This window comes from Pedococcus sp. P3_C7, from assembly GCF_056402615.1.
In genome coordinates this window covers 39,120-51,868 of sequence record NZ_JBFUHC010000010.1, presented here as the reverse complement: position 1 = coordinate 51,868, position 12,749 = coordinate 39,120, and the positions used below count along the sequence as shown (strand labels likewise).

Sequence of the window (12,749 nt, the reverse complement as noted above, 5' to 3'; positions counted from 1 at the left end):
CCCGCTCACAATCCGGTAAGCAGTCGCTTACCGGCCAGTAGAGTGACGCCATGTCTGCGCTCGAGATCGTCGCGCTCGTCGTCTGTGGAGTGGTTGCCCTCGTGGGGATCGCCCTGTTCGCACGGGTCATCCGGCAGTTCCTGTCCGTCTTCCGGCTGGGTCAGCCGGACGGCACCCGCACGGGTGACAAGGGCACGAGGACGGTGACGCTGCTGCGCGAGTTCCTGGGGCACACCCGGATGTCGCGGCTGCCGGTGGTGGCGGTGGCGCACTGGTTCACGATGATCAGCTTCGGGGTGCTGTTCTTCACCCTGCTCAACGCGTTCGGCCAGCTGGTCAAGGCTGACTTCACGCTCCCGCTGATCGGGCACTTCTTCCTGTACGAGTGGGTCACCGAGTTGTTCGCCTGGACCGGGCTGGTCGGCATCGTCACGCTCATGGTGATCCGGCAGAAGAACCACCCGCGGTCGGCCGCCGGTGAGGGTGGGCGTCGCTCGCGCTTCTTCGGGTCGACCTGGTGGCAGGCGTACTACGTCGAGCTGACCATCCTCGGCGTGACGATCTGCATCATCACCCTGCGAGCGCTGGAGTACGCGCTGGAGAAGCTCGGCGGGACGACCGGCACGACCGCGGTGGGTCACGCGAACGGACTGCACTACCCGCTGACGGGCTGGCTGGGCGGACTCTTCGACGGCGCCTCGGTGAGCACGCTGGAGAAGGTCGTCGTCGTGGTGGCGGCGGTGAAGATCCTCATCTCGTTCGCGTGGATGATCACCATCTCCCTCCAGCCGACGATGGGTGTGGCGTGGCACCGGTTCCTCGCGTTCTTCAACATCTTCCTCAAGCGGCACGCCGACGGCCGCACCTCCCTGGGTGAGCTCCAGCCGATGATGGTCAAGGGCGAGCCGGTGGACTTCGAGAACATCGAGGACATGGACGAGGACGCCGCGCTCGGGGTCGGCAAGGTCGAGGACTTCACCTGGAAGGGCCTGCTCGACTTCACCACCTGCACCGAGTGCGGCCGCTGCCAGTCCCAGTGCCCGGCCTGGAACACCGACAAGCCGCTGTCACCCAAGATGCTCGTGATGGCGATGCGGGACCACGCGCACGCCAAGGCCCCGTGGCTGCTGGCCACCGAGTCCGAGCGCGAGGGCCTGGGCGAGGATGCGGCCAAGCTTGCTGAGGTGCCGCTGGTGGGCGACACCGGCTACGACATCCGGAACCCCCTCGCCGCCTACAACCCGCACGGTCCCGATGCGGTGATCGACCAGGACGTGCTGTGGTCCTGCACCACGTGTGGTGCCTGCGTCGAGCAGTGCCCGGTCGACATCGAGCACGTCGATGCGATCGTCGACATGCGCCGCTACCAGGTGCTGATCGAGTCGGCGTTCCCCAACGAGCTCGGCGGGCTGTTCAAGAACCTCGAGAACAAGGGCAACCCGTGGGGCATGGCGGCCCGGGCGCGGCTGGACTGGGCCAAGGACCTGCCCTTCCCGGTCAAGATCCTCGGCCAGGACGTCGAGTCCGCCGACGACGTGGACTACCTGTTCTGGGTCGGCTGCGCCGGCGCCTACGAGGACCGTGCCAAGAAGACGACCCGCGCGGTGGCCGAGCTGCTCGACCAGGCCGGGGTCACCTTCGCGATCCTCGGCGACGGCGAGTCCTGCACCGGTGACTCCGCCCGACGGGCCGGCAACGAGTTCCTCTTCCAGATGCTCGCCCAGCAGAACGTCGAGACCCTCAACGAGGCCGGCGCGACCAAGATCGTCGTCACCTGCGCGCACTGCTTCAACACCATCAAGAACGAGTACCCGCAGCTCGGCGGCAAGTACGAGGTCGTCCACCACACCCAGCTGCTCAACCGGCTGGTCCGCGAGAAGAAGCTCGTCCCCGTCGCCCGTCCCGCCGACGTGCCGGGCAAGTCGTCGAACAAGGACGTCGCCTCCACCGCTGCCACCGTGACCTACCACGACCCGTGCTACCTCGGCCGGCACAACGGCGTCTACGCCCCGCCACGTGAGCTGATCGGCGCCCTGCCCGGTGTCGAGCTCAGGGAGATGGAGCGCACCAAGGAGAAGTCGTTCTGCTGCGGCGCCGGCGGTGCCCGCATGTGGATGGAGGAGAAGCTCGGCACGCGGATCAACACCAACCGCACCGAGGAGGCCATCGGCACCGGCGCGGAGCGGATCGCCATCGGCTGCCCCTTCTGCCGCGTCATGATGTCCGACGGCCTCACCGCCGCCCAGTCCGAGGGCAAGGGTGAGGACGTCGAGGTCGTCGACGTGGCCCAGATGCTGCTCGCCGCGGTCAAGCGCCGCGACGACCCCCAGTCGGCCGCGCCCGAAGCCATCGAGCCCGAGCCCACACCGGACCCCGAGCCGCAGCCGGTCGCCTGAGGTGACGTATGCCGCGGGGCCAAGCCCCGCGGCATACGCGCGTCAGCGGGGTGTGTCGGCCCTGCGCACAGCGGCTTCGTCGAGCTCCCACGCGACGGCGACGGTCGGCGCCCCGCCACCTCGTGAGGCGGGCCACCACCAGGCGCCGGCCAGATCGCTCGGCGGCTGGGGGTAGCGCGCCACGAGCTCGTCGACCATGGCGGCCAGCCGTTCGTGCAACCGCTGGGTGAGAGCCTCCGCGGTCTCCCCCACCAGCGGCACGAGCGGCTCGCCGACCAGCACGTCCACGGCCTTGCCGCGACGCAGTGAGTAGCGGCGGTCGACGGTGAAGATGCGGTGGACCCCCCAGTGCGCCACTGGGACCAGCGGCGCTCCGGTCGCCAGGGCGAGGTAGGCCGCCCCCCGCCGGAAGTCGGCTCGGTCCTTGACGACGAACGCCCGCCCGATCGTCGCCTCGGGATAGATCCCCACGACCTCACCGGCCCGCAAGGCACCGAGCGCCTGTCGGGCCGCGAGCTCCCCGTGCGCACGGTCGACCGGCAGGTGCCGCATCGCGCGCATCAGCGGACCGGACAGCCGCGACCGGAACACCGACTCCTTGGCCATGAACCGCACGAGCCTGCCCCGTCGCGCCCCGGCCAGTCCGACGAACATGAAGTCGAGGAAGCTGCTGTGGTTCGCGGCGACGACCACCGGCCCCGCGCCCGGCAGCCGATCGGCACCGGACACCGTGATCCGCAGGTCGAGCGCGCGGAACAACCCGCGGCAGAGCCCGATGACGAGGCGATAGGTGAGGTCCGGCACGGCAGGCATTCGGAGCCGCGACCGGAGGCGGATGCTCAGGCGATCTCGACCATCAGGGCCGCGAGCTTGGCGCGCGAGGCGATCTCGAGCTTGCGGAAGATGTGCGACAGGTGGGCATCGACCGTGCGTGGTGACACGAACAGCTGCTCGGCGATCTGCCGGCTGGTGAGCCCCTCAGCCACGAGCTCGGCGACGCCGCGTTCGGCCTTGGTCAACACGTGCAGCGGCGAGTTCGACGCCTCGGGCGCGACCTGACCGGCACACAGGGCTGTCACCGCGGCGACGCCCTGCGCGGTGAACTGACCGCGCTCGAGCCAGCCGGTGGGACAGTCGCGAATCGCCCCCGCGGCATACACGACGCCCGGGCGGTCGCGGCCCACGGCGCGGCGACTGACGCGCAGCGCTGCCGCGGCCCCCGCAACCGGCCGGTATGCCGCCGTGCCCGTCTCCGCGGCGATCGCCGACAGGCCGTCGAGCGCGTCCGCAGCCCGCAACGGCATCGGGACCTCGGTCGCCCGCCGCAGCACGGACAGGTAGGAGGCCTGCGCCTGCCCGGGTTCGCCGAGGGACATCAGGGCGTCGGCCACGAGCAGCCTCGCCTCGATCGCGTCGCGTCCCAGCTTGCTGCTGTCCGCGAGCACGACGATGTCGGCGGCCTTTCCCGCGGCCCGGCTGACGTCGCCGGCCGCCAACAGTTCGCGGGCGTCCTGGAGCTGGACGACCAGCCGGACAGCCCAGGGCAGCGTCTCGGCGTCCACCGGCAGGCCCCGCTCACCCGAGACCATGCGGTGCATGGTGTCGGCGAGCAGCGCGATGCGGTCCTCGCGGATCTCCTCGGCCTGGGTGCGGGCGAACAGGGCCAACGAGGCCGCCTCGACCAGGCGCCCCTGCTCCCAGGCGATCTTGGCCTGCATCGTGCGCGCGGACAGCGCGATCCACACCTCGTCGGGGGGAGGCGAGTCCACGATGACGGTCGCCAGCTTCTCGGCCTCCGCGAAGTCGCCTGCCGAGACGAAGACGTCCATGAGGGTGCGTCGCACCTGACGGATGACGTAGGGGTCGTCGCCGCCCAGGGCGAGGGTTCGCTCGGCATCGGCGCGCGCCGCCGCAAGGTCGCCGGCGTCGAGGTGCATCTCGGCGCGGATGGCCGCGGTGCGGGCCAGCTCGACGTCGCGCATCGGTCCGTCCAGGGCACTGGCGTGCTCCTCGGAGCGGTGCAGCAGGCGGAGCCCTTCGTAGGTGCCGCGCACCTCTGACGCGCAGATGCCGGCTCGGCGGGCCAGCTGCGAGCCGATGATCGGCGGCCCGTCGCCGCTGGAGAGTGCAGCGTCCATCATGTCCAGGGCTTCCCGGGCCCGCATGGCGGCCGAGAGGGACGGAAAGGCCCGGTTGGCGATGGCGTAGCCGCGCGGCCGGGTGGCTTCGACGGCACAGGCCTGTCGAACGGCGGTGTCCACGAGGGCCAGCTGGTTGAGGAACGGCGCATCGGCGGACCCCGCGTTGACGGCCTGCGGAATGACCCGGTCGGCCCAGGCGAGCAGGCCGGTCAGCGACTCCTGGGCATCGTCCGTGGCCTCGGCGAGGGCGCGACCCACCTCCCGCATCGGTGGCAGGAGGTCGAAGCTCCCGTCGGGGTTCACCTCGACGAGGCTGCGCCGAGCCAGGGCCGACGCGAGCTGGACGGCCTGGGGCCGACTGACGCCACACACGTCCGCGAGGACATCGAGCCCGAGCGGGCGGCCGATGATGGCGAGCCGCCGGAAGCACTGCTGCTGCTCGACGTCGAGCAGGTCGTAGGACCGTCTCACGGCCTCGGCGAGGGTCCCGACCGGCGGGACGTCGCTGACCCCGATGAGCGCGATCTGGACGGCCAGCTGCTCCACGAGCGAGGGCAGACCTCCACTGGCCCGCAACAACCGTCGCAGGATGGCGTCGTGCTTGTCGAGGTCGACGGAGCGCCCTCCAGCGGCGGCCACTCGGGCCAGCAGCAGCTCGAGCGCCGGACCCTCCAACGCCCCCCGAGCGGAGGGCACGGGCAGCGGTGTCAGCTTCATCACCTGCTCATGGGGCCGCCCCGCCACGGTCGTCGCGGTGCACAGGAGCTTCCAGTCCTCGGCGTCCTCGACGAGGTCGTTGAGCACCTCGCCGAGCCCCTCGATCGCGTCCACGCCGTCGAGCACCAACAACGTGTCGCGACCGTCGAGGGCTCGCTTGAGCGCCAACGTCGGCGAGTCACCGGGAGCCACCTCGGCATCGAGGGCATCGAGACACGCGGTGACGAGCGACTCCGTCGTCGAGTGTCGGTGGGCGGGGACCCAGGCCACGGCCGGAGCGCTGCTCGCAGTGTGCCGGGCCACGAGGGTCTTCCCACACCCGGGCGCGCCCGTCAGCGTCACCCACCGACTGCCGCCGAGCAGAAGTCGGAGGCGATCGAGATCCTCGTCGCGACCCACGCACGGAGTCAGCACCCGGACAGGCTATCGAAAACCTGATGGCCAATATCGGTGGTTTCACTGATGCCGACCTCGACCCTCCCCGGGCACTCTCGTGGACAACGGAGATCACTGGATCCGACGTTACGGGAGGCGCGGAGGGGCACCTCCCGAAGCGGCGGATCTGGGATTGGCGGACCGGGGGGTCACGCCGAAAGGCCGGGTGTGGCTTCCGGGGGGGAAACCACACCCGGCCTTCATCCTGTCCGGGGTCCTACGGCTGACGAGTGGTCAGCTCAGGCTGTTCTTCGTCAGGAACTCCTTGGCCACCGTGTCGGCGTCCTTCTTGTCGACCACGACCTCCTTGAGGAGGGCGGCCAGGGTGGGCGTGTCCAGCTTGGCCGACACGGCGTTGAGGGCTCCCTCGATGGTCGCGTTGCTCTTGCTCTTGGTGATGAGCGGCACGACGTTCTGGGCGGCATACATGCTCTTGGGGTCCTCGAGCGCCACGAGGTCGTTGGCCGCGATGCTCGGGTCGGTGGTGAACAGGTCACCCGCGTCGATCTGGCCGTTCTTCAGGGCGGCCAGCGTCAGCGGGCCACCCGCGTCGAGCGGACGGAAGGTCTTGAACTCCAGGCCGTAGATCGACTTGAAGCCGGGCAGACCCGTCAAGCGGGTCTTCCACTCGGGCGGGCCACCCACCGTGAGCTTGTCGGACTTGCCTGCGAGGTCCGCGATCGACTTGACCCCGAGCTCGTCGGCCTTGGACTTCTTCATCACCAAAGCGTCCTTGTCCTCGGCGGCGGACTTGTCGAGCACCGTGAGGGTGGCCGGCAGCGCAGCCTTGAGCTCGGTGTAGACGCCCTCGCTGTCCGTGGCCTTCGCGTTCTTGTTGAAGTACTGGCTCAGCACACCGGTGTACTCGGGGATGAGGTCGATCGACCCGTCCTGGAGAGCCGGGATGTAGGCCTCGCGGGCACCGATGTTGAGCTTCTTCTCGACCTTGACGCCCTTGGCCTCGAGGGCCCCGGCGTAGATCTCGGCCAACAGGGCACTCTCGGGGAAGTCGGCCGAGCCGACCTTGATGGTGTCCGAGGCTGCGCTGGAGCTGCCGCTGCTCGTCTTGGTGGCGAGCGGGTCGCCACCGGAGTTGCCGCACGCGGCGGTGGCCATGAGAGCGGCCGCCGTGGCGATCGTCAGGGTCATCTTGCTGAACTTCACGAAACCGCTCCTACCGTTGGTCAACTGGACTGGGAATCCACCGTACGCCGCGGCGCCTGAATCTCTACATCGAGGGGGGTATTTGATCGCTGGCTGGACACCGCCGACCCTCCTGTGGACCGTCGGCCCGGCCGCCCGCCGGCCCGGCCCGTGAGCCCGGGCGACACGGCATACCGCTGCACCACCGCGAGCAGGAGGTCGACGACCAGGGCGAGGACGGCCACCAGCAGTGCGCCGCCGGCCATCTGTGGGAAGTCCCTGACCTTCTGCCCGTCGATCAGGAACCGGCCGAGGCCCCCGGTGCCGGCCACGGCCGCGAGGGTGGCGGTGGCGATCACCTGGAGGGTGGCCGAGCGGAAGCCCGAGAAGATCAAGGGCAGCGCGTTGGGCACCTCGACCCTCGCCAGCACCTGGCTGCCCGTCATGCCCATGCCCTTGGCCGCATCGCGGGCGGCAGGGTCGACGCCCTCGACACCGGCATAGGCGCCCGCCATCAGCGGCGGGATCGCCAGGACGACGAGCACGATCAGGCTGGGGACGAGGAAGGCAGAGTCGCCGGCGAGCTTGGGGAAGAGCCACAGCACCATGAGGTAGAGCAGACCCAGACTGGGGATCGCCCGGGCAGCGCCGGCGAGGTTGACGACGAAGAACCGGCCGCGCCCGGTGTGGCCGATGACCAGTCCGAGCGGGATCGCGATGAGGGCCGCGACCAACAGCGCCACGCCGGAGTACCAGAGGTGCTCGACGATCCGCGCCGGGATGCCCTCGGACCCGGACCAGTTGATCGAGTCGGTGAGCCACGAGAAGGTCTGGTTGATGACGCTCGACGCGATCATGCCCGGCCCCCCGTCGCCCGCAGCCAGGGCGTGAGCACCTTGGTCAGCACGATGATGATGGCGTCGAAGGCCAGGGCGAGCACGATGCAGGCGGCGATGCCGACGAACAGCGGGTCGTAGAAGTCACGGTTGAACCCGTCGCTGAAGAACAGGCCGAGCTGGTTGATGCCCAGGACCGTCCCCACACTGACGATGCTGACGTTGCTCACCGCGGCCACGCGCATGCCCGCCGAGATGACCGGCACCGCGAGCGGCAGCTCGATCGCGAAGAACCTCTTGACGCGGGTGTAGCCCATCGCCGTCGCGGCCTGTTGGACGTGGTCGGGCACGGCGCCGAGACCGTCGGCGACTGTGCGCACGAGCAGGGCGACGGTGTAGAGGGTCATCGCGATGAGCACGTTGCCCGAGTCGAGGATCGGCAGGCCGGTGATGGCCGGCAGCAGGACGAAGAAGGCCAGGCTCGGGATCGTGTAGAGCAGCCCGAATCCGGCGGTGAAGGGCGCGTAGAGAACCTTGTAGCGCCTGGCCAACCACCCCAGTGGCAGGGCGATGAGGAGCCCGAGGAGCAGGGGCACGCCGGAGAGGTAGGCGTGCTGCACCCCGCGGCTCAGCACCTCGTCGAGGTGGTCGAAGAACCAGGTCATGCCGCCGGCGCCCCCGGCTTGCCGGGGTCTTGCAGCTCCGGCCGGTCGGTCTGCTCGATGGCGGTCAGCACCTCGTGGGCCCGGACCGTGCCGACCAGAGCGCCGGAGTCGTCGACGATCACGCCGCGACGGCTCGGGCTGGACAGGGCGGAGTCGAGGGCCGAGCGCAGCGGTCCGCTCGCTCGCGCGACGGTGCCACCGCGGTGCAGCAGCTCGGTGCGGACCTCGCCCTTGACGCGCCCCGGCTCGACCCAGCCGAGCGGGTGGTTCTGGTCGTCGACCACGAGCACCCAGTCGGCGTCAATGGTGTCGACGCGCTCGCCCATGCCGACGGTGCGCTCCGCTGCCAGCGGCAGCCGCGGCGTCGCCTGGAAGGACAGCGCGCGGTAGCCGCGGTCGCGTCCCACGAAGTCCGCCACGAAGTCGTCGACCGGGTGGGAGAGGAGGTATGCCGGTGCGGCGATCTGGGCGAGGTGTCCCCCGACCTTGAGCACGGCCACCTGGTCGCCGAGCTTGATGGCCTCGTCGATGTCGTGGGTGACGAAGATGATCGTCTTGCCGAGGTCGCCCTGGAGCCGCAGGAACTCGTCCTGGAGCTGCTCGCGCACCACCGGGTCGACGGCGCTGAACGGCTCGTCCATGAGCATGACGGGCGGGTCGGCCGCGAGGGCCCGCGCGACGCCGACGCGCTGCTGCTGGCCGCCGGACAGCTGCGCGGGATAGCGCTTGGCGAACGCCGGGTCGAGGCCGACGCGCTCGAGGAGCTCCATGGAGCGCTTCCTGGTCTCGGTCTTGTCCATGCCGAGCAGGCGCGGCACGGTCGAGACGTTGTCGAGCACGGTGCGGTGCGGGAACAGGCCGGCGTGCTGGATGACGTAGCCGATGCCGCGTCGCAGCTCGGACTCCTTCATCCGCCCGGTGTCCTTGCCGTCCAGCGTGATCGTGCCCGACGTGGGCTGGATCATCCGGTTGATCATGCGCAGGGACGTCGTCTTGCCACACCCGGAGGGGCCGACCAGCACGGTGATCTTGCCGCTGGGTGCCTCGAAACTGAGGTGGTCGACGGCGACAGTGCCGTCGGGAAACTTCTTCGTGACACCGTCGAAGGCGATCATGCGGATCAACCTAACCCAGCACACCGACAATCGTCACCGACCAGCGATACTTGGCGGCGTGACGCAACCCGTGCACCTCGACGGCCACAGCCTCGATCTCGACGCGCTGGTGCGCGCCGCCCAGGGTGCCCCCGCGTCGATCGAACCGGCGGCCATGGAGACGGCAGAGCGCTCGCACCGCCATGCGGCAGAAGTCAGTTCACGTCGGTCGGTCTACGGGCGCACCACCGGGGTCGGTGCCGCGCGTGACGAGAGCACCGACTCCAAGGTCGACCACGGGCTGCGGCTGCTGCGCTCGCACGCGGCTGGCTGGGGGGAGGAGATGCCGTCGTCGGTGGTCCGGGCGGCGTTGGCAGTGCGCGCCAACCAGCTGCTCGCGGGCGGTTCCGGCGCCAACCCCGCGCTGGCGCAGGCGCTGGCCGATCTCGTGGGCGCGCCAGCAGCGGACCTGCCAGTGGTGCACCGCTACGGCTCGCTCGGCACGGGGGACCTCACCGCCCTCGCCGAGGTGGGCCTCGCCCTCATCGGTGAGCGCGAGCGCGCCGGCGGCGGGCACCGCGCCGACCTGGAGCTCACCTCCGCCGATGCCCTGCCGCTGATGTCGTCCAATGCGTTCGCCATCGCCGAGACGGGCCTGCACGCCGCGTCCCTTCACGCCTTGGCGCGCGCAGCAGACACGGTGTGTGCGCTGAGTTTCGTTGCCCTACAAGGAAATCCTGAGGCCATCAGCGAGACGGCCGCAGCGGCAACCCCGTTCCGGGGGGCACGCGAGGTCATCCGCGTGCTTCGCGAGCTGTTGGCCGACCAGCCCGGGGAGCCCGCTCACCTCCAGGACTTCTTCGGCCTGCGCACCTGGCCTCAGGTGCATGGGCCAGTCCTGGACACGATCCTGGACCTCAAGGCAGTCGTGGAGACGGCCGCCAACACCGCCTCGGAGAACCCCCTCTTCACGGGCGTGGGGGACGTCGCGGAGGTGACGCACCACGGCGGCTTCCACGCGGCATACCTGGTGCTGGCGGTGGACACGACCCTGCTGGCGCTGACGCGCTCGGCGCAGGCCGTGCAGTCGCGGATCAGCCACACCCTCACCGACTCCGACAGCGGGCTGCCGCTGTTCCTGTCCGACTCCACGATGGGGTCATCAGGGGTGCTGATCGCGGAATACGTTGCGGCGTCGGCGTTGTCGACGATTCGCGGGGTGGCATCGACGCCGTCGAGCGTGCAGACCGCCGCGGTGTCCGCCGGCATCGAGGACGACGCGAGCTTCGCGGGACAGGCGGCTCTGCGGCTGGGCGACGCGACTGCTGCCTACCGACGCATGCTCGCCGTGGAGCTCGTGTGCACGGTGCGGGCGCTACGGATGCGCGGCGTGGCGCCGGTGGGCGAGCTGGGCGAGGCGTTCACCCGGTGCGAGAGCCTGCCCGCGGGCATCGAGGACCGTGACCTCTCCCCCGAGCTCGAGACCGCCGAGCGCATAGTGGAGCGGTATGCCCTGTCGACGCCGGAGCATCGCTAGACCTCGGCGGGGCCGCTCGGACAGGGCTGGTTCTCCTCGAGGGCGCCGCGGGCCAGCAGGTGGGTGGCGAGGAAGCTCGCGGACTCGCGGTGCCAGCGGGCGGCCTGGCGCAGCATGGCGTGGCTCTCGCCCTTGACCGCGTCGTAGGTGACGTCGGCGCCCAGCGCTCCCATCGCCGTCGCGAGGGCCCGGGAAGCTCGGGGCGAGGTCATCCGGTCGAGGGTCCCGTGCATGAACAGCACGTGCAGCCCCCGGTGCCAGCGGGCACGGTCCTTGGCTTCGACCCACGGAGCCAGGGCGACGATCGCGGTGACGCGCTCATCGTCAGCCAGGTGCAGGGCGACACGTCCACCCATCGAGTGTCCGAGCAGTCCGATCGGCACGCCGGGGTACTTCGCGGCGATCTGTTCGAGGGCGAGGCGGGTGTCCGCCAGCGGACTGGCCTGGTCGCCGTTCCAGCCGCGCACGGCATACCGGATCGAGGCCACCGCGATGGCTCCCTCGGCGGCCTCGCCGACGGCATGGGCGAACGGCGCCATCCGCAGCACGGCCCCCTGCCACGGGCGGACCGGGCGGCGGCTGCGCGACTTGCCGCCGTGCAGGACGAGCACGACGGCGCGCGGCTGGTCGACCTCGATGGGCCAGAGCAGTCGGGGGGCGCGCACGGGTTCTCCTCACGGATCGGACGGTCGCAGTATTTCGTAGCCGACGCCGCTCCGGATTTCGGACCCCGCTCGCCTGGTTGCCGAGCTCACCAGGCGTCGTCGAGGGCCGCGCGTTGGTCGGCGGTCAGAGTCAGGCGCGCCCCGTCGAGTGCCTCGGTGAGCTGGGCGGCGCGGCTGGTGGCGACGATGGGGCGGATCGAGGGGTCGCCGCCGACCATCCACGCGAGCACCACGGCGCTGCGGGACACCCCGAGGTCACCGGCCACCTCAGCCAGGGCCGCCTTGCGACGGTCGCTGCCGAGGTGGTCGAACGCCTCCTCCGGCTCGCGGTCGTCACGGTCGTAGGAGCCCTGCATCAACGGGCTGTAGGCCCAGGCCTCCCACTGCGGGTTGGCCTCGAGGTAGTCGATCGTCTCGTCGGTGATCCAGCCCATCCGGTGGTCGTGGATGCGGTTGCGGACCATCGGGCGCGGTTGGAGGTAGGAGTAACGCAGCTGCAGGGTGTCGGCGCCGGGCAGCCCCTGGCTCTCGGCGTGGGCGCGAGCCCGTTCGGCCCGCCAGACCGGCCAGTTCGACAGCCCGACCCGCCCGATCCGGCCCTCCGCCGCGTGCCCGCCCAGGGTCTCGGCGACCTCCTCGACGCTGACCTCGCGGTCGTCACGGTGGGCGAAGAAGAGGTCGACGCCGTCGAGGCCGAGTCGGCGCAGCGACGCCTCGAACTGGCGGTCGATCGCCGCTTTGGACAGCCCTGTCGTGGGACCGGGGAAGACGCCGGCCTCGACGGGTTCGCAGCCCGCCTTGGTCGCGATCTTGACCCGGTCTCTCATGCCGGGGCGCGCGACGAGCCAGCGGCCGATGAGCGCCTCACTGTCCCCGCCGGCCCCGTTGTCGCTGAGCCAGAACGCGTAGCAGTCGGCCGTGTCGATCCACACCCCACCGCCGTCCACGAACTGGTCGAGCAGGGCGAACGAGGTGGCTTCGTCGATGCGGGTGCCGAACTCCATGGCGCCCAGGGCAATTCTCAGGTCAGCGGTCATGCGTCCACTCTGGTGCGTCGACCGCACCACACGTCAAGGCGAGGTAGGCCGCGGCGGCGAGCACGCGGCATACCCCAGGGTGC

General features: G+C 70.5%; 10 protein-coding genes. 2 read left to right on the top strand and 8 right to left on the bottom strand.

Translation table 11 applies throughout. The annotated features are described in order from the left end of the window. The first annotated feature begins 50 nt into the window (after positions 1-50). On the top strand, positions 51-2,396 hold the full coding sequence (locus AC1DS4_RS14455) for a (Fe-S)-binding protein (protein WP_477633541.1): 2,346 nt from the start codon (positions 51-53) through the stop codon (positions 2,394-2,396). Between the two features lie 42 nt (positions 2,397-2,438). Here the strand turns inward: AC1DS4_RS14455 and AC1DS4_RS14450 are convergent, their stop codons facing one another. The 6 genes from AC1DS4_RS14450 to AC1DS4_RS14425 all read right to left on the bottom strand — a co-directional run bounded on the left by AC1DS4_RS14450 (position 2,439) and on the right by AC1DS4_RS14425 (position 9,448). Further along, a complete protein-coding gene (locus AC1DS4_RS14450) occupies positions 2,439-3,200 on the bottom strand; it encodes a lysophospholipid acyltransferase family protein (RefSeq protein ID WP_477633540.1) in 762 nt (253 codons plus the stop codon). A 35-nt stretch (positions 3,201-3,235) separates the two neighbouring features. Further along, a complete protein-coding gene (locus tag AC1DS4_RS14445; protein WP_477633539.1) occupies positions 3,236-5,668 on the bottom strand; it encodes a LuxR C-terminal-related transcriptional regulator in 2,433 nt (810 codons plus the stop codon). Positions 5,669-5,923: 255 nt separating this feature from the next. Next, on the bottom strand, positions 5,924-6,853 hold the full coding sequence (locus AC1DS4_RS14440) for an ABC transporter substrate-binding protein (RefSeq protein WP_477633538.1): 930 nt from the start codon (positions 6,851-6,853) through the stop codon (positions 5,924-5,926). 20 nt (positions 6,854-6,873) lie between these two features. Beyond that, positions 6,874-7,689: an ABC transporter permease gene (locus AC1DS4_RS14435; RefSeq protein WP_477633537.1), complete on the bottom strand. Its 816-nt coding sequence runs from the start codon at positions 7,687-7,689 to the stop codon at positions 6,874-6,876. Continuing rightward, a complete protein-coding gene (locus AC1DS4_RS14430; protein WP_477614418.1) occupies positions 7,686-8,333 on the bottom strand; it encodes an ABC transporter permease in 648 nt (215 codons plus the stop codon). The genes AC1DS4_RS14435 and AC1DS4_RS14430 overlap by 4 nt, the downstream gene beginning before the upstream one ends. Beyond that, a complete protein-coding gene (locus tag AC1DS4_RS14425; protein ID WP_477614417.1) occupies positions 8,330-9,448 on the bottom strand; it encodes an ABC transporter ATP-binding protein in 1,119 nt (372 codons plus the stop codon). Before AC1DS4_RS14425 ends, AC1DS4_RS14430 begins: the two co-directional genes overlap by 4 nt. Positions 9,449-9,506: 58 nt before the next feature. Here AC1DS4_RS14425 and AC1DS4_RS14420 point away from each other — a divergent pair, with 58 nt between their 5' ends. Next, the gene (locus tag AC1DS4_RS14420; RefSeq protein ID WP_477633536.1) at positions 9,507-10,964 is read left to right on the top strand and encodes an aromatic amino acid ammonia-lyase; all 1,458 of its coding nucleotides are present in this window, start codon (positions 9,507-9,509) and stop codon (positions 10,962-10,964) included. On the opposite strand, the gene AC1DS4_RS14415 is transcribed toward AC1DS4_RS14420, so the two are convergent. Continuing rightward, positions 10,961-11,629: an alpha/beta hydrolase gene (locus AC1DS4_RS14415; protein WP_477633535.1), complete on the bottom strand. Its 669-nt coding sequence runs from the start codon at positions 11,627-11,629 to the stop codon at positions 10,961-10,963. The genes AC1DS4_RS14420 and AC1DS4_RS14415 overlap by 4 nt on opposite strands. Before the next feature lie 86 nt (positions 11,630-11,715). After that, the gene (locus AC1DS4_RS14410; RefSeq protein WP_477633534.1) at positions 11,716-12,666 is read right to left on the bottom strand and encodes an aldo/keto reductase; all 951 of its coding nucleotides are present in this window, start codon (positions 12,664-12,666) and stop codon (positions 11,716-11,718) included. Positions 12,667-12,749: the final 83 nt, after the last annotated feature.